23 protein-coding genes are annotated in these 25447 nt (G+C 65.1%); 8 read left to right on the top strand and 15 right to left on the bottom strand.

Translation table 11 applies throughout. From position 1 onward, the window contains the following. A partial coding sequence (locus PMN64_RS32160) for a peptidoglycan-binding domain-containing protein (protein WP_411783585.1) occupies positions 1 to 727 on the bottom strand: 727 nt, incomplete at its 3' end. Between the two features lie 224 nt (positions 728 to 951). Between PMN64_RS32160 and PMN64_RS32155 the strand changes: the two genes are divergently transcribed. Continuing rightward, positions 952 to 1755, top strand: a complete 804-nt coding sequence (locus PMN64_RS32155; protein WP_411783584.1) for a HesA/MoeB/ThiF family protein — start codon at positions 952 to 954, stop codon at positions 1753 to 1755. Positions 1756 to 1764: 9 nt separating this feature from the next. On the opposite strand, the gene PMN64_RS32150 is transcribed toward PMN64_RS32155, so the two are convergent. Next, positions 1765 to 2772 carry an aldo/keto reductase gene (locus tag PMN64_RS32150; RefSeq protein ID WP_411783583.1) on the bottom strand — a complete coding sequence of 336 codons (1008 nt, stop codon included), beginning with the start codon at positions 2770 to 2772 and terminating at the stop codon, positions 1765 to 1767. Between the two features lie 121 nt (positions 2773 to 2893). Here PMN64_RS32150 and PMN64_RS32145 point away from each other — a divergent pair, with 121 nt between their 5' ends. After that, complete coding sequence (locus tag PMN64_RS32145) at positions 2894 to 3805, top strand: LysR family transcriptional regulator (RefSeq protein WP_028341678.1); 912 nt, start codon at positions 2894 to 2896, stop codon at positions 3803 to 3805. Between the two features lie 427 nt (positions 3806 to 4232). Here the strand turns inward: PMN64_RS32145 and PMN64_RS32140 are convergent, their stop codons facing one another. Continuing rightward, positions 4233 to 5237 (bottom strand): 2-hydroxyacid dehydrogenase, encoded by a 1005-nt coding sequence (locus PMN64_RS32140; RefSeq protein ID WP_411783582.1) that lies wholly within the window; start codon positions 5235 to 5237, stop codon positions 4233 to 4235. Positions 5238 to 5584: 347 nt separating this feature from the next. On the opposite strand from PMN64_RS32140, the gene PMN64_RS32135 reads away from it, so the two are divergent. Continuing rightward, complete coding sequence (locus tag PMN64_RS32135; RefSeq protein ID WP_028343923.1) at positions 5585 to 6112, top strand: SH3 domain-containing protein; 528 nt, start codon at positions 5585 to 5587, stop codon at positions 6110 to 6112. 129 nt (positions 6113 to 6241) lie between these two features. Here PMN64_RS32135 and irrA read toward each other — a convergent pair whose 3' ends face one another. After that, a complete protein-coding gene (irrA, locus tag PMN64_RS32130; RefSeq protein ID WP_026192029.1) occupies positions 6242 to 6733 on the bottom strand; it encodes an iron response transcriptional regulator IrrA in 492 nt (163 codons plus the stop codon). Between the two features lie 328 nt (positions 6734 to 7061). On the opposite strand from irrA, the gene fabA reads away from it, so the two are divergent. The 3 genes from fabA to fabV all read left to right on the top strand — a co-directional run bounded on the left by fabA (position 7062) and on the right by fabV (position 10101). Beyond that, a complete protein-coding gene (fabA, locus tag PMN64_RS32125; RefSeq protein WP_028343922.1) occupies positions 7062 to 7583 on the top strand; it encodes a 3-hydroxyacyl-[acyl-carrier-protein] dehydratase FabA in 522 nt (173 codons plus the stop codon). A gap of 43 nt (positions 7584 to 7626) precedes the next feature. After that, positions 7627 to 8850 carry a beta-ketoacyl-ACP synthase I gene (fabB, locus tag PMN64_RS32120; protein WP_028343921.1) on the top strand — a complete coding sequence of 408 codons (1224 nt, stop codon included), beginning with the start codon at positions 7627 to 7629 and terminating at the stop codon, positions 8848 to 8850. A 78-nt stretch (positions 8851 to 8928) separates the two neighbouring features. After that, positions 8929 to 10101, top strand: coding sequence for an enoyl-ACP reductase FabV (gene fabV / locus PMN64_RS32115; protein ID WP_411783581.1), 1173 nt, complete (start codon positions 8929 to 8931; stop codon positions 10099 to 10101). 276 nt (positions 10102 to 10377) lie between these two features. Here the strand turns inward: fabV and PMN64_RS32110 are convergent, their stop codons facing one another. The 11 genes from PMN64_RS32110 to rimP form a co-directional block, all read right to left on the bottom strand. Further along, a complete protein-coding gene (locus tag PMN64_RS32110) occupies positions 10378 to 10974 on the bottom strand; it encodes a glutathione S-transferase family protein (RefSeq protein ID WP_411783580.1) in 597 nt (198 codons plus the stop codon). Then, positions 10971 to 11447 carry a GNAT family N-acetyltransferase gene (locus PMN64_RS32105; RefSeq protein WP_411783579.1) on the bottom strand — a complete coding sequence of 159 codons (477 nt, stop codon included), beginning with the start codon at positions 11445 to 11447 and terminating at the stop codon, positions 10971 to 10973. Before PMN64_RS32105 ends, PMN64_RS32110 begins: the two co-directional genes overlap by 4 nt. 127 nt (positions 11448 to 11574) lie before the next feature. Continuing rightward, positions 11575 to 12309, bottom strand: a complete 735-nt coding sequence (locus PMN64_RS32100) for a superoxide dismutase (protein ID WP_028343917.1) — start codon at positions 12307 to 12309, stop codon at positions 11575 to 11577. Positions 12310 to 12513: 204 nt separating this feature from the next. Beyond that, a complete protein-coding gene (gene pnp, locus PMN64_RS32095) occupies positions 12514 to 14670 on the bottom strand; it encodes a polyribonucleotide nucleotidyltransferase (protein ID WP_411783578.1) in 2157 nt (718 codons plus the stop codon). A 314-nt stretch (positions 14671 to 14984) separates the two neighbouring features. Further along, positions 14985 to 15254, bottom strand: a complete 270-nt coding sequence (gene rpsO / locus PMN64_RS32090) for a 30S ribosomal protein S15 (protein WP_016844725.1) — start codon at positions 15252 to 15254, stop codon at positions 14985 to 14987. Between the two features lie 2 nt (positions 15255 to 15256). Beyond that, complete coding sequence (gene truB, locus PMN64_RS32085) at positions 15257 to 16366, bottom strand: tRNA pseudouridine(55) synthase TruB (protein WP_304500434.1); 1110 nt, start codon at positions 16364 to 16366, stop codon at positions 15257 to 15259. Continuing rightward, positions 16366 to 16776, bottom strand: a complete 411-nt coding sequence (gene rbfA, locus PMN64_RS32080) for a 30S ribosome-binding factor RbfA (RefSeq protein ID WP_028343913.1) — start codon at positions 16774 to 16776, stop codon at positions 16366 to 16368. Before rbfA ends, truB begins: the two co-directional genes overlap by 1 nt. Positions 16777 to 16933: 157 nt before the next feature. Further along, positions 16934 to 19642 carry a translation initiation factor IF-2 gene (gene infB / locus PMN64_RS32075; RefSeq protein WP_304497884.1) on the bottom strand — a complete coding sequence of 903 codons (2709 nt, stop codon included), beginning with the start codon at positions 19640 to 19642 and terminating at the stop codon, positions 16934 to 16936. A gap of 107 nt (positions 19643 to 19749) precedes the next feature. Then, on the bottom strand, positions 19750 to 20436 hold the full coding sequence (locus PMN64_RS32070; protein WP_028343911.1) for an RNA-binding protein: 687 nt from the start codon (positions 20434 to 20436) through the stop codon (positions 19750 to 19752). A gap of 15 nt (positions 20437 to 20451) precedes the next feature. After that, complete coding sequence (gene nusA, locus PMN64_RS32065) at positions 20452 to 22068, bottom strand: transcription termination factor NusA (protein ID WP_212057943.1); 1617 nt, start codon at positions 22066 to 22068, stop codon at positions 20452 to 20454. Positions 22069 to 22071: 3 nt separating this feature from the next. Then, positions 22072 to 22860 (bottom strand): ribosome maturation factor RimP, encoded by a 789-nt coding sequence (gene rimP / locus PMN64_RS32060; protein ID WP_304497883.1) that lies wholly within the window; start codon positions 22858 to 22860, stop codon positions 22072 to 22074. Between the two features lie 346 nt (positions 22861 to 23206). Between rimP and PMN64_RS32055 the strand changes: the two genes are divergently transcribed. Continuing rightward, positions 23207 to 24277, top strand: coding sequence for a DUF2336 domain-containing protein (locus tag PMN64_RS32055; protein WP_411783577.1), 1071 nt, complete (start codon positions 23207 to 23209; stop codon positions 24275 to 24277). Positions 24278 to 24463: 186 nt separating this feature from the next. Beyond that, positions 24464 to 25309: a phytanoyl-CoA dioxygenase family protein gene (locus tag PMN64_RS32050; protein WP_411783576.1), complete on the top strand. Its 846-nt coding sequence runs from the start codon at positions 24464 to 24466 to the stop codon at positions 25307 to 25309. Positions 25310 to 25447: the final 138 nt, after the last annotated feature.

Raw genomic sequence — 25447 nt, 5'->3', positions numbered from 1 at the left:
TCACCACCGGCTCGATGCTGGTTTGCATCGCCTGGTCATAGAGGATGGTGAGGATGCGGATCTCGTCGCCCTTCAAGGTGCCGCGCAGATAGAACTTCTTCAGCCCCTGCATGCCCGACAGCACGAAGAAATCCGGCTTCACCACGGTATAGTCGATGGTGCGGCCGGCCGGTTCCTTCTTTTCCTGCTCGGCAAGCTTTGCGGTGGTCGGGCTCGCTTCCTTGCGCCGGGTCAGCAGCACCTGGACAGTGCCGGTCGGCGAGGTCCATTTGGACCCGGAGGCGTCGCTGTTGATCTGCGGCACCAGCTTGGTCGGAATGCCGAGCCGCGCCCCGGTGGCCGGCTCGGTGACGATCCGCCAGCCGACAGCCTCCTGCTTCCGCCGCGCCGTGTCGGCGAGCACGCCGCGCTCCTGCGGGTTCAGCACGCCGGTCGGCTTGCCGCCGCGCTTCTTCTGGAATTCCTTGATCGCATTGACCATGCGCTCGCTGACGTCGCCGGTAATCGCGCCGTTATATTCGCCGACCCAGGCGAGGTCCGATTGCAGCGCCAGCCGTTCGGCCTGCGCCATCGCGCCCGCGGTATCCTCCGGCTTCTGCAAAGCGGGGCGGATCGGCACCGTCGTCACGGTCTTCGGCTTCGCCCCCGCCGTCGAGGGCGGGGTCATCTGGGCCTGCGCCATGCCCATGGCAGCGGCCATCAATGTTGCCGAAAGCACCGATCTCATGACAAATCCGGGGGGAATGACTGACACCATTGACGTCCAGGCAATTAAGCACATCTGCTTGGTCGGCAACAACCGCGCTCCGGTTCAGGGAGCGCGTCAACCCTCATCCTGAGGAGCGGCGTCAGCCGCGTCTCGAAGGATGAGGCCACGGACCGGGCCTCATGGTTCGAGACGCGCGTGCCGCGCTCCTCACCATGAGGGTCACGGGTAGGATAGATGAGACGATGCTGAGTGCCGACGAACTTGAACGCTATGCCCGCCATATCGTGCTGCGCGAGGTGGGCGGCCCCGGCCAGAATGCGCTGAAAAAAGCGTCGGTGCTGGTGATCGGCGCCGGCGGCCTCGGCGCGCCGGTGCTGATGTATCTGGCCGCCGCCGGCGTCGGCCGGCTCGGCGTGATCGATGACGATATCGTCTCGCTCTCCAACCTGCAGCGCCAGATCATCCATGCGACGTCTGACATTGGCAAGCGCAAGGTCGACAGCGCGGCGGCGCAGATCCATGCGCTCAATCCGCATGTCACGTTCGAGGCGCATCCAATGCGGCTCACCGCCGACAATGCGATGGCGCTGGTCGCGAGTTACGATCTCGTGCTCGACGGCTCCGACAATTTCGAGACCCGCTATCTCGTCGCCGATGCCTGCTTCCTCGCGAAGCGGCCGCTGATCACGGCGGCGCTGGGCCAGTTCGACGGTTCGCTGACCACGATCCGCGCGCATGAGAAGAATGCGGACGGCGAATTCAACCCGACCTATCGCTGCCTGTTTCCGGAGGCGCCGCCGCCGGGCACGGTGCCGGCCTGCGCCGAGGCCGGCGTGATGGGGGCGCTCGCCGGCGTCCTGGGATCGATGATGGCGCTGGAGGCGATCCGCGAGATCGTCGGTTTCGGCGAGGGCCTGGTCGGCCGGCTCCTGATGGTGGATGCGCGCGCGATGCGGTTCGAAACCCTGCGCTACGCGCGCGATCCGCAGAACCCGCTCAATGGCGATGGGCCTGTCATCGCTGACCTCGGTGCCCATCGCACCTGAGTACTGCCGTTACCTGGTGGCCGGCTTCTCGCTGTCGAGATGCGCCATCTGCTCGGCGGCATAGCGCGTGCCGGCAGCGATATCCGGCGGGAAGGCTTTCGCCAGCGCTGCGAGATGAGCCTGCGTCAGCGTCAGCTTGATCGCGCCGAGCGCTTCGGTGAGACGGTTGCGGGTGCGGGCGCCGACCAGCGGCACGATCTCCTTGCCCTGCGCCGCGACCCAGGCGATCGCGACCTGCGCCGGCGTTGCTCCGATCTCGGCGGCAATGGCGCGCAACTGCTCCACCAGCGCGAGATTGGCATCGAGGTTCGCGCCCTGGAAGCGCGGCGTCATCAGCCGGTAGTCCCTGCCGACCTTGCCGGACTCCTTCGACCAGTGGCCGCTGATAAGTCCGCGCGCCAGCACGCCGTAGGCCGTGATGCCGATGCCGAGCTCGCGGCAGGTCGCCAGGATGTCGCGCTCGATGCCACGCTCGATCAGCGAGTACTCGATCTGGAGATCGACGATCGGATGCACGGCATGCGCACGGCGGATGGTGTCGGAGCCGACCTCGGACAGGCCGATATGTCTGATGTAGCCGGACTTCACCAGATCGGCGAGGCCGCCGATCGTCTCCTCGATCGGAACGTTGGGATCAAGACGCGCCGGGCGGTAGATGTCGATGTAGTCGGTGCCGAGACGTTGCAGCGAATAGGCGAGGAAATTCTTCGTCGCGGCCGGCCGGGTGTCCATTCCGGCGAATTCACCCGCGGGGCCGCGGAGCGCGCCGAACTTGACGCTGATCTGCAGCCGGTCGCGCGCGATGTCCTTCAGGGCTTCCTGCACCAGCATCTCGTTGTGGCCCATGGCGTAGAAGTCGCCGGTATCCAGCAGCGTGATGCCGGCATCGAGCGCCGCATGCACCGTGGCGATGCTCTCGCCGCGATCGGCCGGGCCATAGACCTCGGACATGCCCATGCAGCCGAGGCCGAGGGCCGAGACGGTGGGCCCGGTTGAGCCGAGTTTGCGTGTGTCCATGTGGATGTTCCTCGAACGTTTGCGGCGGAGGATCCGTCGCCAGATGCCGAGGTGATATGGGCCGGCCAGCTTTCGCCGATAAGCTGGACAATCGCGAATAGCTTGTTCACTATACCGAACAATGCAGGATTTCGACCTTCGCGACCTCGACGCCTTCGTGGCGGTGGCGCGCACGCGCAATTTCCGGCGTGCCGCGCTCGAGCAGCGCGTCTCGGTCTCCAGCCTCAGCCAGCGCCTGCGCGACATGGAGGAGCGGCTCGGCGTCCGCCTGATGAACCGCACCACCCGCAGTGTCGCGCTGACCGAGGCCGGCGAACTGCTGCTCGCCCGCGTCGCGCCGGCCATGGTCAACGTCGCCGATGCGATCACGGAGGTGCGCGGCCTGCGCGCCGAGCCGTCGGGGCGGTTGCGCATCAACGCGCCGCCGCCTGCGGTCGATCTCGTGCTGGCGCCGATGATCGCGCCGTTCCTCGCCAGATATCCGCGGGTCGACCTCGACGTCGTCGCGGAGAGTGCGTTCGTCGACATCGTCGCGCAGGGCTTTGACGCCGGCGTGCGTTACGGCGAGCACCTGGCACAGGACATGGTCGCGGTCCCGCTCGGCGCGCCGCAACGTTACGCGATCGTGGCGTCCAGTGAGTATGTCGCAAAGCACGGCCGGCCGATGCATCCGAAGGATCTGCTGGCGCACCCCTGCATCCGCAGCCGCTTCAGCAACGGCGTGATGTTCGATTGGGAATTCGAGAAGAATGGCCGCGTGGTGAAGATTTCGCCGCCGGCCAAGCTGACCGCGACGCATCTCGGCCTTGCGCTGCGCGCGGTCCATGACGGCGTCGGCTACTGGGCGACGTTCGAGGGCTATGTCCGCTACGGCGTGAAGTCCGGCGCGCTGGTCAGCGTGCTCGACGACTGGTGCCCGCCGTTCGACGGACCGTTCCTCTATTATCCGAGCCGCCGTCAGCCGCCGCCCGCGCTCGCCGCGTTCGTGTCGTTCGTCGCCGACTGGCGCAAGCAGGCACGGCGGAAGAGATAGGTCGAGCTCTCACCACATCGTCGTCCCGGCGAAAGCCGGGACCCATAACCACAGCTCTCACGATTGCGAAGGCTGGAGCTCCAGCTCAGTCCAACCATGAACATCGGTGGTTATGGGTCCCTGCTTTCGCAGGGACGACACCGAATGCGTGATCGCAGCATGCGCCTTGCCGGCCGCACCGGCTACTTTGCATGGGGTTGTTTTCGATATTTTGGCAGCTCGCCTCTCATCCGGGCCGCAAATCTCTCTTCCCCTTCCCCCTGAAAGGGGGAAGGTCGGGATGGGGGTCAGCCACACGCACCGTCGCTCGTGGAGAGAGATGATCCCCACCCGCTTTGCTCTTCGAGCAAAGCGACCTCCCCTTTTCAAGGGGAGGTTGGAGCTGCGTGGCGGAGATGGAGCGCGGCGTAATCCCGGCTGCGAGCACTTACAGCATGCTCGGCAGCACGCGATCCGGCGGCTTGTGGGCGTCGAGGAAGGTTCGGATGTTGATGATCACCTTCTCGCCCATCTCGACGCGGCCTTCGATGGTGGCCGAGCCCATATGCGGCAGCAGCGTCACCTTGCCGGCCCTGGCGAGCCGCACCAGCTTGGGGTTCACCGCGGGCTCGTGCTCATAGACGTCGAGAGCTGCGCCGCCGATCTCGCCGGCTTCGATCAGCTTGATCAGCGTGTCCTCGTCGATCACCTCGCCGCGCGCGGTGTTGACGACATAGGCCTCTTTGCGGATCAGCTTGAGCCGCCGCGCCGAGAGCAGATGATAGGTCGCCGGCGTGTGCGGGCAGTTCACCGAGATGATGTCCATCCGCGCCAGCATCTGGTCGAGGCTTTCCCAATAGGTCGCCCCGAGCTCTTCGGCGATCATAGGCGCCACCGGGCGGCGGTTGTGATAGTGGATCTGCAGGCCGAAGGCGCGGGCACGGCGCGCCACGGCCTGGCCGATGCGGCCCATGCCGACGATGCCGAGCCTCTTTCCACCGATGCGGTGGCCGAGCATCCAGGTCGGCGACCAGCCAGCCCAGTGCTGCTTGCCTTCGGTCAGGATCGAGGCGCCCTCGATCATGCGGCGCGGCACCGCAAGGATCAGCGCCATGGTCATGTCGGCGGTGTCCTCGGTCAGCACCTTCGGGGTGTTGGTCACCGTGATGCCGCGCGCATGCGCCGCGGCGACGTCGATATTGTCGACGCCGTTGCCGAAATTGGCGATCATCTTCAGCTTGCAGTCGGGCTGATTGATCACGTCCTCGCGGATCATGTCGGTCACGGTCGGCACCAGCACGTCGGCGGTTCGCGCCGCCTCGGCGATCTGCTCCGGCGTCATCGGCGTGTCGTCGAGATTCAATCTGGCGTCGAACAGCTCGCGCATCCGGGTCTCGATCGAGTCCGGCAGCTTGCGGGTGACGACGACGAGAGGCTTTTTCTTCACCGACATGTCCTGCTTTCATGAGGCGCGCGGCTTGCCAAAAAACAAACCGTTCAGGCCTCATTAACCCGGTTGTTCGACACTGCTGATAGCCGTGCTGTCCCGGCGTTTCCTTCGCGTTTCCTAGGGTTCCCCGATACTTGCCCCGGCTTTTCGCCAAGGCGAAACAACGGGAAATTCGGGTGTTCTGGCTCTCAGGCGTTCCGTCCTCTCTAGCAGAAGGCCGGGCCAAGACAAGAACCCCCCGGACTTGCAGTGCGGGAGCGAACGGTCGCAGGCGCAGGGGCCTTCGGGCGTGGTTGGGGTTGCAGTGCGCCGAATGCGGGTTGGGCATCTCGGCAGGAGACGAGTTGATGGTGGCGTTCTGGCGTTTCAGTTCATTGGTGGCGCTGGTCGGAAGCATGCTGAGTGCCTCGGTCATGCCCGGACATTCCGCCAAGGATTTGAGCCCCACCACCAGCGGCCTGCCGATCCCGCGCTATGTCAGCCTGAAGTCGGATCATGTGAACGTCCGGGCCGGCCCGACCAAGGACAATGACGTCGCCTGGGTCTACACGCGGTCGGGGCTGCCGGTCGAAATCACCGCCGAGTTCGAGAACTGGCGCCGGGTGCGCGATTCCGAGGGCGCCGAAGGCTGGGTCTATCACTCCCTGCTGTCCGGCCGCCGCACCGCCGTCGTCACCATGAAGAACAAGGACGATCTGGCCTCGCTGTACGATCGTCCCGACGCCACCAGCGCCGTCGCGGCGCGCCTGCAGGCCGGTGTCGTCGCGCAGGTGAAGAAATGCGCCAACAACTGGTGCCGGGTCACCGGCAACGGGTTCGACGGCTGGATCGAGCAGCAGCGCCTCTGGGGCGTCTACGCCGACGAGAAGGTGGACTGAGCTTTGTCGTCCCTGCGAAAGCAGGGACCCATACCGCGTGATTTATCGTTGGCTCGCGGTAGGAGACGTCTTTAGCCAGCAACCAAGATTTGTGGTTATGGGTCCCTGCTTTCGCAGGGACGACAGAACTCAGCGCTTCTTGCGCAGCCGCACCACCATGTCGACGCGGGAGATCTCGTAGCCTTCGGGCACGTCGGGCATTTTCGACAGCACGAGGTTCGGGTCGGGAATGTCGACCAGCTCGTGGTTGTGCTCGAGATAGAAGTGGTGGTGCGTCGACACGTTGGTGTCGAAATAGGTTTTCGTGCCGTCGACGCTGACCTGGCGCAGCAGGCCGGCATCGGTCAGCTGGTTCAGGGTGTTATAGACGGTCGCCAGCGACACCGGAACCTTGGCCAGCGTGGCTTCCTCGTACAGCATTTCAGCGGTCAGGTGGCGGGCACCCTTGCCGAACAGCAGCCAGCCCAGCGCCATGCGCTGGCGGGTCGGCCGCAGACCGGCAGACTGCAACATTTCGTTGACGTCATGCCACGGACAGCCGGTCAGGGCAGGGTGGTGCCCAGCGCCCCGGGCGGCCGGGTGCACGGCATCATCGTTCACAGCCGGTACTTCCTCGTTCATATCCACTCTATGCACCCAACTCAGGCAATATTCCTCATAAATATAAAAAGGATGCCTATCAGATGCAAGTTTTTCGCAACTAGAACGAATCCAAGCTGCGGTAGAAACCTAAGGAGAAGCGGTCATTTATCATCGGAATGCCGCTTTGCCGCCCAGTTAGCCGTATGTTAGAGAGCGCGCGGACCACATATGCGCTTTCGGCAGAGATAACAGGCCGTAGCGTACCCAGGTAGCGCCAAGATGCGGGACGGGTTATTCCGGTTCCCGTGGGTAGATCAAGGTCCGACCAAGCAAAGCGCTTCATCGGGACATCAGAGGTGGAAAGAGGATGCTGGATCGGCGCGGCGGTTACGAATACGAGGATTTGCTGGCTTGCGGGCGGGGCGAGCTTTTCGGTCCCGGCAACGCCCAGTTGCCGCTGCCGCCGATGCTGATGTTCGATCGCATCAGCGAGATTTCGCAAACCGGCGGCGAATACGGCAAGGGGCTGGTGCGCGCCGAGCTCGAAGTGAAGCCGGATCTCTGGTTCTTCGGCTGTCATTTCAAGAACGATCCGGTGATGCCGGGCTGCCTCGGCCTCGATGCCATGTGGCAAATGGTCGGCTTTTACCTTGGCTGGATCGGTGGCGAAGGTCGCGGCCGCGCGCTCGGCCTCGGCGAACTGAAGTTCTCCGGACAGGTGCTGCCGCACGCGCGCAAGGTTGTGTACAACATCGATATCAAGCGCGTGATGCGGTCAAAGCTCGTGCTTGGAATTGCCGATGGGTGGCTTTCCATGGACGACGAGATTATCTATCGCGCCAAGGACTTGAAGGTCGGTTTGTTCAAGCAGGGCACGGCGCCATCCTGAGCAGGATCATCATGCGGCAACATAAAGGCAGGGCGAGGCGAACATGAGGCGGGTTGTCATCACGGGGATGGGTATTGTCTCGTCCATCGGTAACAACACCCAGGAAGTGCTTGCGAGCCTCTACGAGGCGAAGTCGGGCATTTCGCGCGCGGAGAAGGCCGCCGAACTCGGCTTCCGTTCGCAGGTGCACGGTGCGCCGACACTCAATCCTGCCGAGGTGATCGATCGCCGCGCGATGCGGTTCCTTGCCGAAGGTGCGGCCTGGAATCACGTTGCGATGGAACAGGCGATCCGCGACTCCGGCCTCGAGGAGAATGAAGTCTCCAACATCCGCACCGGCATCATCATGGGATCCGGTGGACCGTCGACGCGCACGCTGGTGGAGGCCGCCGACATCGCGCGCGCCAAGGGCCCGAAGCGCGTCGGTCCGTTCGCGGTGCCGAAGGGCATGTCCTCGACCGCGTCGGCGACGCTCGCGACCTGGTTCAAGATCAAGGGCGTGAACTATTCGATCTCCTCGGCCTGCGCGACGTCGAACCACTGCATCGGCAACGCCTATGAGACGATCCAGATCGGCAAACAGGATATCATCTTCGCCGGCGGCTGCGAGGAGCTCGACTGGACGCTGTCGGTGCTGTTCGACGCCATGGGCGCGATGTCCTCGAAATACAACGACACACCGGCCACCGCCTCGCGTCCCTACGACCTCAACCGCGACGGCTTCGTCATCGCGGGCGGCGCGGGTGTCGTGGTGCTGGAAGAGCTCGAGCACGCCAAGGCGCGCGGCGCCAGGATCTATGCCGAGGTCGTCGGCTACGGCGCGACCTCCGACGGCTACGACATGGTGGCGCCGTCGGGCGAGGGCGCCGAGCGCTGCATGCGCATGGCGATGTCGACGGTGAACACGCCGGTCGATTACATCAATCCGCATGCCACTTCGACGCCCGCCGGCGATCCGCCGGAGATCGAGGCGATCCGCAAGGTGTTCGGCACCGGCGACAAGTGCCCGCCGATCTCGGCCACCAAGGCGCTGACCGGCCACTCGCTCGGCGCCACCGGCGTGCAGGAAGCGATCTATTCGCTGCTGATGCTGAACAACGGCTTCATCTGCGAGAGCGCACATATCACCGAACTCGATCCGGTGTTTGCTGACATGCCGATCGTGCGCAAGCGCATCGACAACGTCAAGCTCAACACCGTGCTGTCGAACTCGTTCGGCTTCGGCGGCACCAACGCCACGCTGGTGTTCAGGCGGCTTGACGCGTGATTTCGCCTCTCCTCGCTTGCTGAGGGAGGTCCGCGGGCAGCGAATGGGAACAGTGCAACGATCCGGAATGGGGTGGGAATGATTATTGAACCGCGCGTGCGAGGCTTCATCTGCACGACGGCACATCCCGTCGGCTGCGCCACGAATGTCCGCGAACAGATCGCCTATGTTCTGAAGCAGGGCCCGGTCGCCGACTGCCCGAAGCGGGTTGCCGTGCTGGGCTGCTCGACGGGGTATGGCCTCGCGAGCCGCATCGTCGCGACCTTCGCCGGCGGCACTGACACCATCGGAGTGTCGCTGGAGCGCGAGCCGTCGGAAAAGAGAAGCGCCAGCGCCGGCTGGTACAACAACCGTGCCTTCGAGATCGAAGCCCAGAAGATCGGACGCTCGCCGCTCACGCTCGAAGGCGACGCCTTCTCCGACGAGCTGAAGGCGACCTTCATCGAGCGGGTGCGCGAGAAATTCGGACAGCTCGACCTGCTGGTCTACAGCATGGCGGCGCCGGTCCGGACTGATCCCGACACTGGCAAGACCTATCGTTCGGTGATCAAGCCGCTGGGCGCCCCGGTCGAGATCAAGACGCTCGACACCGAGACCGGTGAGGTGTTCCAGACGACGCTTGAACCGGCGAGCGAGGAGCAAACCGCGGCGACCGTCGCGGTGATGGGCGGCGACGACTGGAAGCGCTGGATCGATCAACTCGCGGATGCCGGCGTTTTGGCGCCGGGCTTCCAGACGCTCAACTACACCTATATCGGCAGCGAGCTGACCTGGCCGATCTACTGGAACGGCACGCTCGGCCGCGCCAAGGTCGATCTCGACAGCAAGGCAGAAGCGATCCGCGGCCGGCTCGGACCTGACGCGGCGCGCGTCGTCGCGCTGAAGGCCGTCGTCACCCAGGCGAGCTCGGCGATACCGGTGGTGCCGCTCTACGGCACGGTGCTGTTCAAGGTCATGAAGCAGCTCGGTCTCCATGAAGGCTGCATCGAGCAGATCGACCGCCTGTTCCGGACGAAGCTCGGTAAGGGCGTCGCGCTCGATGACGCGCAGCGCGTCAGGGTCGACGACTGGGAGCTTTCGCCCGAAGTGCAGACGGAAGTGTCGCGGCGCTGGCCGCTGCTCACCACCGAGACGCTCGGCGAACTGGCGGACCTCGGCGAGTACAAGAGCCAGTTCCTCCGCCTGTTCGGCTTCGGCATCGACGGCGTCGACTACACGCAGGACGTCGATCCCCGCGTCGTCCCGGGTTAAGCCGTTCGGAAAACCGCGCGAGCGGTTACAGACCGGTCTTCTCCTTCCCCCTGAAAGGGGGAAGGTCGGGATGGGGGTCAGCCGCAGGCGATGCTGCTAGTCTAGCGGAGAGAGTTGATCCCCACCCGCTTTGCTCTGGCGAGCAAAGCGACCTCCCCTTTTCAAGGGGAGGTTAGTAGCCCGGATGGAGCGAAGCGTAGTCCGGGAGAGCTCTTTCTACATCAGAGACTTTTCCCGGATTTCGCTTCGCTCCATCCGGGCTACAAGATCCGATGCTTACCCCGCCGCGATCTTCTCTGCGCGCTGGAACGCGGGCCGCGCCACGCAGCGGCCGATATAGGCCTCGAACGACGGCCGCGGCGGCACCATCTTGAACACGCGCACCGCAAAGTTCAGTCCCGCGCCGATCGCGATGTCGGCGGCGGAGAATTGATCGCCGAGGATCCACGGCCCCTTCTGCAACTCGGCGTCGAGCACGTCGAACACCTGCGCGGCACTGCCCCATGCCGCGGTGCTGGTCGGCACCTCGAGCTTGGTGAAGAGCTGGATCAGCGCCGGCTCGATGCAGCTCGGCGAGAAGAACAGCCACTGCAGATAGCGCGCCCGCTTCGGGTCCGTCGCTGCCGGCGCAAGTTTGGTCTCGGGATAACGGTCGGCGATATAGGCGCAGATCGCGGCGGCCTCGGCGAGCTGCGCGTCGCCGTCGGTCAACGCCGGCACCTTGCCCATCGGGTTGATCTTGAGAAACTCCGGCGATTTCTGCGCGCCGGTACTGATGTCGGTCAGCACCCGTTCGTATGGCAGGCCGGATTCCTCCAGCAGCCAGATGGCGGAGAACGAGCGCGAGCGCGGCGACCAGTACAGCTTGATCATGGCTTAGCCTCCGATGGGCGGTTTGTTCTCTTCCACCGATAATACTTCATCATGAAGCCCGTGACCGGATTGGGCGCTTCCTTCTCGAACACAAAGCCTTCGCGCTCGTACCAGCGCCAGGCCTTCTCATTCTCGCGGACGCATTTCAGCCAGATCTCGTCGGGCATCTGCCGGCGCGCGAAGGCAAGCAGCTCACGTCCGAGGCTCCGGCCCTGATAGGCGGGGACCACCATCAGCTGGTCGAGCAGCGAGGTCGGCAGGTGCAGCGCCAGCATGGCGGCGATGCTGCCGCGATCATCGGCGACGAACAGGCTCCAGCCACCCGCGATCTCGCGCGGCAGGCGGGCACGCAGATCGTTCAACAAACTGTCGCTGGCTTGCGAGAGCCCGGTCGAGGCCCAGCTCGCCATCCAGGCACGCGCGATCGCATCATGTTCGTCGGAGCGTGCGGGGCGGATGGTCGGCGGCGTCATCGTCGATCCTCACGGCGTTCGACACCGGCGGTGCGACGCTGTGGATACATAAAGGTGAAAGCCCCGCGAAACGATCGCGGAGCTTTCGAAGGTAACGCAGTTCCTCGCGACCGGCGAGCCCGGCGGCTCACACGCCGAGCGTCCCGGCCTTCGCCGCCGCATAGCGCTCGGCCACGGCCTTCCAGTTCACCGTATTCCACCACGCCTTGAGATAATCGGGGCGGCGGTTCTGGTAGGTCAGATAATAGGCGTGCTCCCAGACATCGTTGCCGAGCAGCGCGCGCTTGCCGTCCATGATCGGATTGTCCTGGTTCGGCCGCGTCTCGATCGCGAGATTGCCATCCTTGGTGACGGTGACGAACACCCAGCCGGAGCCAAACACGCGCCCGCCGGCGGCGTTGAAATCGGTTTGGAATTTCTCCATGCCGCCGAGGTCTCGATCGATCGCGGCGAGCACCTCGCCGTCCGCCTTGCCGCCGTTCGGTCCCATGATCTGCCAGAACATGGTGTGGTTGGCGTGGCCGCCCATGTTGTTGCGCACGCCGGTGCGGATCGCGTCCGGCACGCTGCCGAGATTGGCGAGTACCTCGACGACCGGCTTCTCGGCGATCTGCGGATTGTCCTTGGCGAAATTGTTGAGGTTGGTGACATAGGCCTGATGATGCCGGTCGTGATGGATCTCCATCGTCTTGGCATCGATATGCGGCTCCAGCGCATTGGTGGGATAGGTCAGCGGATCGATCTTGAATGGTCCGGCCGGGGCCTGCGTCGTGGCCTGCGCGAACGCAGCGCGCGACGAGGCGGCGGCTGCAGCGATGCCGCCTGCTGCGATCATCAAATGGCGTCGGGACATCGAGGACATCGTGGTTCTCCGTGCTGGGAAAGCATCCTGATGTTAGGCCCGAGTTGTGAACGGGTTCCAACGAATCCCGATCACAATGCCGGGTCAAAACCGCGCATGCCGATCAGCGGAGATTGATTTGCGGCCGACCTCGGCAAACCAAAAAGGGCGGCCCGAGGGCCGCCCTTTTCGTAACAGTCGATTTGCCAGTCGATTGGCCTGGGCTTACTCGCCGGCAGCTTCGCGCGGCGCCGCAGCCTCGGTCTTCTGCGTGGCCTCGAGGTCCTCGCCGGTCGTCTGGTCGACGGCCTTCATCGACAGGCGGGTCTTGCCGCGATCGTCGAAGCCGAGCAGCTTGACCTTGACCTTGTCGCCTTCCTTGACGACGTCGGAGGTCTTCTGCACGCGGTTGGCCGCGAGCTGGCTGATGTGGACGAGGCCGTCCTTGGCGCCGAAGAAGTTCACGAACGCGCCGAACTCCATCACCTTGACGACGGTGCCCTCGTAGATCTGGCCGACCTCCGGATCGGAGGCGATCGACTTGATCCACTTGATCGCAGCCTTCATCGCCTCGCCATCGTTGGAGGCGACCTTCACGGTGCCGTCGTCCTCGATGTTGACCTTGGCGCCGGTCTTCTCGACGATCTCGCGGATCACCTTGCCGCCGGTGCCGATCACTTCGCGGATCTTGTCGGTGGCGATCTTGAAGGTCTCGATGCGCGGTGCGTATTCGCCGAGCTCGGCGCGCGCCGCGGTCAGCGCCTTGGCCATCTCGCCGAGGATGTGGATGCGCCCTTCCTTGGCCTGGCCAAGCGCAACCTTCATGATCTCCTCGGTGATGCCCTCGATCTTGATGTCCATCTGGAGCGAGGTGATGCCCTGATCGGTGCCGGCGACCTTGAAGTCCATGTCGCCGAGATGATCCTCGTCACCGAGGATGTCCGACAGCACCGCGAAACGCTGACCTTCGAGGATCAGGCCCATGGCGATACCGGCGGTCGGCCGCTTCAGCGGCACGCCGGCGTCCATCAGCGACAGCGAGGCGCCGCACACCGAGGCCATCGAGGACGAGCCGTTCGACTCGGTGATCTCGGAGACCACGCGGATCGTGTACGGGAACTCGTGGTGCGGCGGCAGCACCGGGTGGATCGCGCGCCAGGCGAGCTTGCCGTGGCCGATCTCGCGACGCTTGGTGCCGCCGAGGCGGCCGGTCTCGCCGACCGAGTAGGGCGGGAAGTTGTAGTGCAGCAGGAACGTTTCCTTGTAGGTCCCCGACAGTGCATCGATGTACTGCTCGTCCTCGCCGGTGCCCAGCGTGGTCACGACCATCGCCTGGGTTTCACCGCGGGTGAACAGCGCCGAGCCGTGGGCGCGCGGCAGCACGCCGGCTTCGGCGATGATGTTGCGCACGGTCTTGGCGTCGCGGCCGTCGATGCGCTTGCCGGTGTCGAGGATGTTCCAGCGAACGATCTTGGCTTCCAGTTCCTTGAACACGCCGGCGACGCGCAGCTTGTCGTATTTCGGCTCCTGGCCTTCCGGGAAGAAGTGCGCGAGCACCTTCTCCTTGACGGCGCCGACCGCGGCATAGCGTTCCTGCTTGACCGGGATCGCGTAGGCATTGCGGAGCTCCTGCTCGGCGATGCCGAGCATCTCCTTCTCGATCTCCGAATTGTCGATCGCGGTGACTTCGCGCGGCTCCTTGGCGGCCTTCTCGGCGAGCTCGATGATCGCGTTGATGACGGGCTGGAAGTGGCGGTGGCCGAACATGACCGCGCCGAGCATCACGTCTTCGTTGAGCTCCTTGGCTTCCGATTCCACCATCAGCACGGCGTCGGCGGTGCCGGCGACGACGAGATCGAGCTGGGTCTCGGTCATCTCGTCGAGCGTCGGGTTGAGCACGTATTCGTCATTGGCAAAGCCGACGCGCGCAGCGCCGATCGGGCCCTTGAACGGCGCGCCCGACAGGGTCAGGGCGGCGGAGGCGGCGACCAGCGAGACGATGTCCGGATCGTTCTCCATGTCGTGCGACAGGACGGTGACGATCACCTGGGTCTCGTTGCGCCAGCCGTCGACGAACAGCGGACGGATCGGGCGGTCGATCAGGCGGGAGACCAGCGTCTCCTTCTCGGTCGGACGGCCTTCGCGCTTGAAATAGCCGCCGGGAATGCGGCCGGCAGCGTAGGTCTTCTCCTGGTAGTCGACCGTGAGCGGCAGGAAGTCGACGCCTTCGCGCGGTGCCTTCGCCGCGACGACGGTGGCAAGCACCACGGTCTCGCCGTAGGTCGCCATCACGGCGCCGTCGGCCTGGCGGGCGATCTTGCCGGTTTCAAGTTTGAGGGGACGTCCACCCCAGTCGATCTCGACGGAATGCGTATTGAACATTTCGGTCTTCTTTCATGGTTTCACCAAAGCATGGCGCCCTGAAACACAAAGACCATGCCAAGACGGCGAGACACTGACACGCGGTTGCGATCAGTATCCGGCGATCCTGCCATGGTCCCTGGATTTCGGATGGCGTCCATCCTTTCGGTCATCTGGGCATCTTGCCCGGTCCAGCGGCCGGATTGCTGCTGGACGCTAGTTGGCATGGCACTATTGCCATGCTGCGCATGATCATCTTTCGGCAATTCGAAAGTCCGAGTTCGCGGACGACCATGCGGAAACGCGCGCGAACCCTCGCGCGCGTGCTTCTCAAATCAACGACGGATGTTGTGCTTTTCGAGCAGCGCCTTGTAGCGCGCCTCGTCCTTGCGCTTGATGTAGTCAAGCAGGGAGCGACGCGTCGACACGAGCTTCAGGAGGCCGCGGCGGGAATGGTTGTCCTTCACATGGCTCTTGAAGTGCTCGGTGAGGTTATTGATGCGTTCCGACAGGATCGCGACCTGAACCTCGGGCGAGCCGGTGTCGCCGGCTTTGTTGGCATTCGTCTTGATGACTTCCGCTTTGCGTTCGGCGGTAATCGACATCGTCAGTTACTTTCATTGTTGCGAGCCGGACCGGCAGTCAGTCCGTTCAGGTTGAACACGCGCTTGGGGATGAGTTCGCCATTGCCAATCTCGGCAAGCGCGAGAAGCCGGCCTGCCACCGTGACATAGACTGTGCCGCTGGTATTGGGCGCATCCCGTCCGCGCAACAAAACGGCCTGGCCCCTGTGGAGCCTTGCCGCATCAGCCCGTGTGACGGCCAGTGCCGGGATGTCGTCCAGCGCGGTCTCAACGGGCAAAAGCGCGTCGGCGAGGCTGCCCTCGCCAGACGCGGCTCTATTGCATAAAGCCTCCAACTGTTCCAGCGGAATCATGTCCCGTTCGGTAAACGGACCGACAAGGGTCCGCCGCAGGGCGCAGATATGGCCGAAACAGCCCAGAATCCGGCCCATATCGCGGGCCAGCGCCCGGACATAGGTTCCCTTGCCGCACTCGGCCTCGAACACGGATTGGCCGTTATCTCCATGTTCCACAAGGGTTAATTCGTGGATCTCGACCGGGCGGGGCTTCAGTTCCACGGTCTCGCCGTCGCGCGCCAGGTCATAGGCGCGCTCGCCCTGCACCTTGATCGCCGAATATTGCGGCGGGATCTGCTCGATCACCCCGGTGAAGCGCGGCAAAAGTTCCCGGATCGAATCCGCGGTCGGCCGGCTCTCGCTGGTCCTGACCGGCCGCCCCTCGGTGTCGTCGGTGTCGCGTTCCTCGCCCCAGCACACCGTGAAGCGGTAGCGCTTGCGGCCGTCCATCACGAACGGCACCGTCTTGGTGGCCTCGCCCAGCGCGATCGGCAAGCCGCCGGAGGCGAGCGGATCGAGCGTGCCGGCATGGCCGGCGCGCTTGGCCTGGAACAGGCGCTTGAGCACCGCGACCGCCTGCGTCGAGGTCATGCCGATCGGCTTGTCGAGCACCACCCAGCCATGGACGTCGCGCTTGTCGCGGCGCGGCTGCTGGTTCTGCCTGCCCTGCTTCTGGCGCGGGTCGTTGTTGGTGCGGCGCGCATCGTCGCTGCGCTGGCCGGCAAAAGCATCCCGCTCAGCGTCGCGCGCGTCGGCATCCTTCGCGTCGATAACGCCGTTGGTCGTCATCACAGTCATCACTCGTCGTCCGAATCGGGTGCAAGGTCTCGCTGCACCGCAGGTGTCCGCAGTAGTTTCTCGATGCGCTCCGCCTCGTCGAACCGCTCGTCGACGCGGAAGCGAATGTCGGGTGCAAATTTCAGGTTGACGCGATGCGCGATCTCGCCGCGAAGGAACTTCTTGTTGCGCTCGAGCGCTGATATCACCGTGTCGGTGTCGCGGCCGCCGAGCGGCATCACATAGATCGTCGCGAGCTTCAGGTCCGGCGACATACGCACCTCGGGAACGGTGATGATGTGGCCTTCCAGATCGGGATCGTGGACCTCACCCTGTGACAGAATCTCGGCAACTGCATGGCGAACCGTTTCGCCGACGCGCAGCTGACGTTGCGATCCGCCGGGGCTGGAACTCTTCTTTTGACGGGGCATGACCTTCTTCCAAAACCGTCACGCCCGCAGGCCTTGGCCGCGGGCATCAATGTCTAGCTTTGCTTTCAATCAGACAATGCGCTGGTGGCCGGACCAAAGTCCGGCCACGCAGTCGCATTTTCAGTTAAATGGACCCAACGCTTCGTAAGATTTGGACTTACAGAGAGCGCTGGATCGTCTCGATGCGGTAACACTCGATCACGTCGCCGACGCGCATGTCGCCGTAGTTCTCGAACGCCATGCCACACTCCTGGCCGGCGACCACTTCCTTCACTTCATCCTTGAAGCGCTTCAGCGTCGACAGCTTGCCTTCGTGCACCACCACGTTGTCGCGGATCAGGCGAACATTGGCGCCGCGTTCCACGGTGCCGTCGGTGACGCGGCAACCCGCGACCTTGCCGACCTTGGAAATGTTGAACACTTCCAGGATCTGCGCGTTGCCCAGCATGGTTTCGCGCAGCGTGGGCGCGAGCAGGCCGGACATCGCCTTTTTGATGTCATCCACGAGGTCGTAGATGATGTTGTAGTAGCGGATCTCGATGCCGTTGCGCTTGGCCGCGGCCGCCGCTTCCTTGTTGGCTCGGACCGAGAAGCCGATGATCGCGGCGTTGAAGCCTTCCGCGAGCGTGACGTCGGATTCCGAGATGCCGCCGACGCCAGCATGCAGGATGCGGGCGGCGACCTCGTCGGTGCCGAGCTTCTCGAGCGAGCCCAGGATCGCTTCCAGTGAGCCCTGCACGTCGGCCTTGACGATCAGCGGGAACTCCTTGCGGCCCGCGGTCTTCAGCTGCGACATCATCTGCTCGAGCGAGCCGCGCATGCCGGAAATCGAGGCAGCCGCGTTCTCGCGCTTCTGGTGCGCGCGGTAGCTCGTGACCTGGCGGGCGCGGGCTTCGTTCTCGACAACGGCGAGACGGTCGCCGGCTTCCGGCGGACCGTTGAAGCCGAGCACCTCGACCGGCACGGACGGACCGGCCTCTTCGAGATTCTCGCCCTGGTCGGAGATCAAGGCGCGGACACGGCCCATTTCGGCGCCGGCCACGATGATGTCGCCGATGCGCAGCGTGCCGCGCTGCACCAGCACGGTCGCGACTGGACCACGGCCGCGATCGAGCTTGGCTTCGATCACGGTGCCTTCCGCCGGACGCTGCGAATTGGTCTTCAGGTCGAGGATTTCGGCCTGCAGCGCGATCATCTCGAGCAGCCGGTCGAGATTGGTCTTGTTCTTGGCCGAGACCTCGACGTCGACGACGTCGCCGCCGAGCGATTCGACCTGCACCTCGTGCTGGAGCAATTCGGTGCGCACGCGCTCGGGGCGCGCGTCGGGCTTATCGATCTTGTTGATCGCCACGATCATCGGCACCTTGGCCGCCTTGGCGTGGTTGATCGCTTCGATCGTCTGCGGCATCACGCCGTCGTCGGCCGCGACCACCAGCACGACGATGTCGGTGACCTTGGCGCCGCGGGCGCGCATCGCGGTGAACGCGGCGTGGCCGGGCGTGTCGATGAAGGTGATCTTGGTGCCGCTCTCGGGCGACAGCACCTGATAGGCGCCGATATGCTGGGTGATGCCGCCGGCTTCGCCCGACACCACGTTGGCATGGCGCAGCGCGTCGAGCAGCGAGGTCTTGCCGTGGTCGACATGGCCCATGACGGTGACCACGGGCGAACGCGGCTCGGTGTCGGTGGAATCGTCGACGACGTCGAACAGGCCTTCTTCCACGTCGGACGCGGCGACGCGCTTGACGGTGTGGCCGAGTTCTTCGGCGATCAGCTGTGCGGTGTCGGCATCGATCACGTCGGTGATCTTGTGCATCGCGCCCTGCTTCATCAGCATGCGGATGACGTCGACCGCGCGCTCCGACATCCGGTTCGCGAGTTCCTGGATCGCGATCGCTTCCGGAATGACGACTTCGCGGATCAGCTTTTCCTTCTGCTCGTTTGCGGCGTGACCCTTCAGGCGCTGGGTACGGCGGCGGAACGAGGCGATCGAGCGCTCGCGCACGTCATCGGCGTTGAGCGCGGTGACGACGGTCAGGCGTCCGCGCTGCTTCTGCGGACCGGGCTTGTGAGTGGTCTTCGGGGCCGCGACGGGACGCACGGCGCCGCCGGGGCGGCGCACCAGGCGCGGACCTTCGTCCTCGTCCGCCTCGGCGGCAACGGCCGGCGGCCGCCCCGGGGCAGCCGGCGTGCGCGCAGCAGGCGTCGTGGTCGTTGTCGGGCGGGCTCCGCCGGGCGCACGGGCGGCCGGAGCAGACGCAGGTGCGGCTCCGGCAGGCTTGGCGGGAGCAGCGACAGGCGCCGCACCGGGCTTGGCCTCGCCTTCGCCAAAACGGCGCTTGGCCTCGACCTCGGCCTTGCGCTTGGCCTCTTCCTCGTGGCGATGGCGTTCCTCTTCCGCCTTGCGGCGGGCCTCGGCGGCCTCGCGCTCTGCCTTCTCGGCAGCCTCGCGGACGGCGCGGCGCTTGGCTTCCTCTTCGGCCTGGCGGCGTTCCTCGATATCGCGCTGACGGGCGTCGGCCAGCGCACTGGCACGCGCGGAACGCTCATCCTCGGTCAGCGTCGGCAGCACCACGCCGGAGCGGGTGTTACGCTGTTGCTGGCCCGGAGGCGGGCCCGAGGGGCGGCCGAGCGGCGGCTTGGCGGCGGGCGCCGCCGGCTTTGCAACCACGGGTTCCGGCGCATGCGCCTCGCCGGGGCCATCGCCACCGACGCGGCGCTTGCCGCGCTTCTCGACCACGACCTGCTTGGTCCGGCCGTGGCTGAAGCTCTGGCGCACGGTGCCCGTCTCGACGCGCGGCTTCAGCGACAACGTCTTGCTCGGGACACTCAAAGTCTTGTCGCCAGGGGTCTTGGTATCAACCATTCAGCAGTCCTAATCTCGTTTCGCTGTGCGTTTGCCGCACAAATCCTTCAACGTGTCGTCGTTTGCTGAGCATGACCGGTCGGAAAGACGGCGTCCGCCTTCCCGGATCACGCTCTGGAATTTCTGGCCGCTTCGGCGGTCTTGTCGTCGTCGGCCATCCGGTATCGGACCAGCATCTGGCAGCGCGACAGGAACGTCTTGCTCGCTGGGCCCGCGAGCAGCGCAGCATGTATCACATTTGACCGCCCAAGTGCCAAATCCAATTCTTCCGACGTCAAAACATTGACGACGGGGATTACCGGCGATTCACCACGTTTTTCGCCCCTTTGCCTGACGATCGCGTCCAATTTGCGGATTCCGTCCGCTGCGCCGTCGGAAGCGTGGATCAGGGCTGCAGTTTCGTTCCGGTTGAGTGCGTCCTCGACCTTGCCGAAGCCCGAAACGACCTGACCGGCCTTGGCGGCCATTGCCAGGGCCTCGGTGACGCTGCGCACCAGGAGGGTGTCGGTGTCGGTGGGGAGGGTCGGCGCGACGCGGACGTCGCGCTTGAATCCCTTGCTAAATTGGTGACGGCGGACCGCTTCCGCAACGCTGCGCCGCGATGCGGAAACCCATAATCCGCGGCCGGGCAGCTTGCGCTTGAGATCCGGGATCACCTCGCCCGTGGGCGCAATGACGAACCGGATCAGCTCGTCGATCGGACGCACCTCGCGGCTGACCGCGCACATCCGCGTGGTCGCGGACTTCTGCGTCCGCGGTCCATCGTCGAGATCGGGGTCAGCCTGAGCCAGCATCCGTCGGGCATCTCCTTACGAAGCCGTCGTTTCTGCTTCGGCGGCCTCGGCCTCCTCGGCAGGCTTGGCGAGGTCGGCCTCGGTGATCCAGCCGGCCTTCAGACGGGCCTGCATGATCATGGCCTCGGCCTCGTCGCGCGAAATCTCGATGCCGTCGAGGAACCCGGCATGCTTGGTCGGCTCGCCGCCTTCCTTGCGCTCCGTCCAGCCGACCAGATCGTCGGTGGCGCAGCCGGCGAGATCCTCGACCGTCTTGACCTCGTTCTCGCCGAGCTTGACCAGCATCTTGCCGGTGATGCCGGGCACGTCCTTCATGGCGTCCTCGACGCCGAGTTCCTTGCGCTTGGCTTCCAGTTCCGCCTCGAGCTGTTCCAGATACTCGCGGGCGCGGGTCTGCAGCTCGTTGGCGGTCTCCTCGTCGAAACCCTCGATGCCGGCGAGTTCCTTGACGTCGACCAGCGCGAGTTCCTCGACCGAGGTGAAGCCTTCGGAGGCGAGCAGCTGGCCGACCACCTCGTCGACATTGAGCGCTTCCATGAACACGCGGGTCGAGTTCTCGAAGTCGGCCTGGCGGCGCTCCGACTCTTCCTGCTCGGTCAGGATGTCGATGTCCCAGCCGGTCAGCTGCGAGGCGAGGCGGACGTTCTGGCCGCGGCGGCCGATCGCCAGCGACAGCTGGTTGTTGGTGTCGGGAACCACGACCTCGATGCGCTCGCGGTCCTCGTCGATCACGACCTTGGCGACTTCGGCCGGCGCCAGCGCGTTGACGACGAAGGTCGCGATGTCGGGCGACCACGGGATGATGTCGATCTTCTCGCCCTGCAGCTCATTCACCACGGCCTGCACGCGCGAGCCGCGCATGCCGACGCAGGCGCCGACCGGGTCGACCGAGGAATCGCGCGAGATCACGCCGATCTTGGCGCGCGAGCCCGGATCGCGGGCGACCGCCTTGATCTCGACGATGCCGTCGTAGATCTCCGGCACTTCCTGCGCGAACAGCTTCGCCATGAACTGCGGATGGGTGCGCGACAGGAAGATCTGCGGACCGCGGGTCTCGCGGCGGACGTCGAAGATATAGGCGCGGACGCGGTCGCCGTTGCGGAACACTTCGCGCGGCAGCATCTCGTCGCGGCGCACGATCGCTTCGCCGCGGCCGAGGTCGACGATCACGCTGCCATATTCGACGCGCTTGACGATGCCGTTGACGATGTCGCCGATGCGGTCCTTGAATTCCTGGTACTGCCGGTCGCGCTCGGCCTCGCGCACCTTCTGCACGATCACCTGCTTGGCCGACTGCGCGGCGATGCGGCCATATTCCAGCGGCGGCAGCGTGTCGGCGATGGTGTCGCCGACCTGGGCGCCCGGATTGGCGCGCTGCGCGTCGTGCAGCGAAATCTGGTTCGACGAGTTCTCGACGACGTCGACCACCAGCATGTGGCGGGTCAGCCGCAGCTCGCCCTTCTTGGCATCGATCTCGGCATGGACGTCGGTCTCGCTGCCGTAGCGGGCACGCGCGGCCTTGGCGATGGCGTCTTCCATCGCCGCGATCACGATGGAGCGGTCGATCGACTTTTCGCGCGCAACTGCGTCTGCGATCTGCAGCAGTTCGAGTTTGTTGGCGCTGACTGCCATGGCTTAGTCTCCTTCGGATGGATCGATCTCGCCACGGCGCGCGCGCTCGGCCGCCAGGCGGTGCTTTTTGGTGTTGGTCGGGGCCGGCTTCTTGCCGGGCATGTGAGCAGGCTTGTCACCAGGCTTGGGTTTCGGCTTCTGGCTCTTCGCCGGATCGCTCTTCTTGGCGTGGGCCGGTTGCGGCGGCGCGAGGCCGAGCTCGCGGCGCAGCTCACGCTCGGCGGCCTTGCCGCGGCGCATCGATTCCTCGATCAGCTCGTCAGTCAGGACCAGCCGCGCGTCCGAGATGTCCTCCATCACCAGCAGAACCTCGGCGTCCTCGTCGGGACGCGGATCGTCACGCCTGATGCGCACCGCATCGCCCTCGACGCCGGCAAGCACGCCGCGGAACCGCTTGCGACCCTGATGCGCCACCGCCATCTCGATCTTCACGAGATGCCCGGTATAGCGCTCGAAGTCGGAGCGGCGCACCAGCGGGCGGTCGATGCCAGGCGAGGAGATTTCCAGCCGGTAGGCGCGCTCGATCGGGTCGGCGACATCGAGCACCGGAGACAGCGCGCGCGAGATCGCCTCGCAATCCTCCAGCTGCATCGAGCCGTCGGGCCGCTCCGCCATGATCTGCACGGTGCAGCCGGCATCGCCCGAGACCTTGATGCGCACCAGGCGATAGCCCATGCCCTGCAGCACCGGGACCGCGACCGCGGCGACGCGCGCCGCGACCCCGGGCTCGACGACGAGACGCGGCTCGGCGAGCAGTTCGGTGTCCACGGACGTGGCGGTCGGTTCGGTCATATCCAGTGTCAAAGGCTGTCTAAGATCTAAAGGCTGCTGAGGTCTGTTGTGTTGTTCAGATGGCCTTAAGGGGCCGCTAACGCTACCCAAACCGGACCCGGCCTCGTTGGGTCCCGTCAGGTAATAAAAAAGAGCGGGTCCTGGGGGGCCCACTCTCCTACGCGATCGTATGAGATACCATAAGTTGCGCTGGATATAGCTCTTTTGCCGGGGGCCGGCAAGGCCCCCGGGTCCGGCGGGAGGCGATTTTACGGCTCCCCGGATGCCGGTTTGATCTAACCCTCCGTTTACGAACGGGACCATAGATTGCCGAAAATCGGCAGAAGTCGCCGGTTGGACAAGGCTCATGACGACAGCCCCTGCGCTGATTCCGGAACTCGACGACATCGTTCGCCGCGGCGACCCCAAGCGCCGCGCCGAGGCCGCGCGGCGGCTCGGCGAGCTGTTCCTGCAGGGCGCCGCGAGCTTCCGCCCCGATCATATCGACCTGTTCGACGGCGTGCTGACCAGCCTGGTGCCGCATGCCGAGCTTGCTGCGCGGGTCGATTTCGCCGAACGGCTCGCGCCCCTCGGCAACGCGCCGCGGCATCTGGTCGGGCAGCTCGCGCGCGACGACGAGGTCGCGATCGCGGGGCCGCTGCTGCGCCGATCGCCGGTGATTGACGAAAAGGTGTTGGTCGAGATCGCCAATGCCAAGGGCCAGGGCCATCTGCTCGCGATGGCCGAGCGATCGAAGCTCTCGACCGCGCTGACCGACGTCCTCGTCCGCCGCGGCGATCGCGATGTGATCCGATGCGCGGCCGGCAATGCGGGCGCCGCGTTCTCGGATGCGTCCTTCGCGACGCTGGTGCGGCGCGCCGGCCAGGACGGCGTGCTGACGCTGCGGATCGGCCGCCGCGATGATCTTCCGCCCGAGCATCTGAAGGGCCTGCTCGCCGGCTCGATCGACGTGATCCGCCGCCGTCTGCATGCGGTCGCCAAGCCGGAGCGCCAGGCCGAGATCAAGCTGGCGATGAACGAGATCGAGGGCGTGATCGTTCAGGTCGAGGGCCGCGATTTCACGGCTGCGCAGCGCGCCATCCTGGCGCTGCATCGCGCCGGCGAATTGAACGAGGCCGCGGTGGCCGGCTTCGCAAAGGCCTTCAAATATGAGGAATGCGTGGCGGCGCTCGCCGCGATGGCCGGCGTGAAGATCGTCACGCTCGATCGCCTGATCTCCGGCGACCGTTACGATCCGATCCTGATCGCCAGCAAGACGATCGGCTTCGAATGGCCGACCGTGCGCGCCCTGATCCTGATGCGGCTCGGGCCGAACCGCGTGCCGTCTCCTGCCGATATCGAAGGTGCGCGGGTGAATTTCGTGCGCCTGATGCCGTCAACGGCGCAGCGCGTCGTGGAGTTCTGGAAGTCGCGCTAGTTCACGCTAACAGCTCTTGGCTCCGTCATCCTGAGGAGCGCCGCAGGCGCGTCTCGAAGGATGCGCGGCCACAGTCGGGCTGTCGACCCTTCGAGACGCGCGTTCCGCGCTCCTCAGGGTGACGGACTAGAGTCGTTCCGCTATGCTTTCCGCAAGGCGCGACACAGCGCCAACGGGGAGATCGCCATGCTGACGGACGCCGACATCCAATCGCACGCCGCGCGGATCCGCGACGACGGATACACCGTGATCGAGCGCGCCGCCTCGCCCGATTTGGTCGAGGGGTTGAAGGCGGCGGTGCTGAGAATCGAGAGCGAGCACAATCTTGCACCTGCCAGGACGTCGTTCGAAGGCTTCAAGACGCTGCGCATCAACAACCTCCTGACCTATGACGATCTGTTCTGGGAGGTGCCGCTGCATGACAACGTGCTGCCGGTGGTCGAACGCGTGCTGGACAGGGAATGCCTGCTCTCGTCGTTCTGCTCGCTGGTGCTCGGCCCCGGCCAGGAGGCGCAGCCGATTCACGAAGACACCCAATTGATCCCGTTGCCGCGGCCGCACATTCCGATCACGATCAATGCGATCTGGGCGCTGTCCGATTTCCGCGACGACAATGGCGCGACGCGGATCATCCCGCGCAGCCACAAATTCGATTCGTCGCCGGAATACGGCAAGGAGTACGACGCGGTCACCGCGACCATGCCGGCCGGCAGCGTGATGCTGTTCGACAGCGCGCTGTGGCATGGCGGCGGCGCCAACACCAGCGACGCCAGGCGCTTTGCCTTCTCCTGCGCCTATTGCTGGGGCTGGATGCGGCAGCAGGAGAACCTGCAACTCGGCATTCCGCGCGAGACCGCGGCCCGCTTTCCGCGCCGTTTGCAGGAATTGTGCGGCTACAGCGTCTACAAGGGCCAGTTCGGCCACATCGACAATCACGATCCGATCGAACTGCTCGGCCGCGAGCGCGGCAAGCGGATGGTGTGGGAGGCGACCGACGTCAGGAAGGCGCGGCTGGCGGAAGTGAAGGGCTAACTGTTCGTCATTCCGGGGCGGCGCGATAGCGACGAACCCGGAATCTCGAGGTTCCGGGTTCGATGCTAAAGCGTGATGGCATTAAGTTCGATAGCCTGAATTTTTGAGGTAGTTGGCACATTCCTCGGAGGTGAAGGC

The sequence above is a fragment of the Bradyrhizobium sp. UFLA01-814 genome (assembly GCF_046718885.1).
In the GTDB taxonomy this organism is placed as follows: domain Bacteria; phylum Pseudomonadota; class Alphaproteobacteria; order Rhizobiales; family Xanthobacteraceae; genus Bradyrhizobium; species Bradyrhizobium elkanii.
This window is presented reverse-complemented; position numbering and strand designations above follow the sequence as displayed.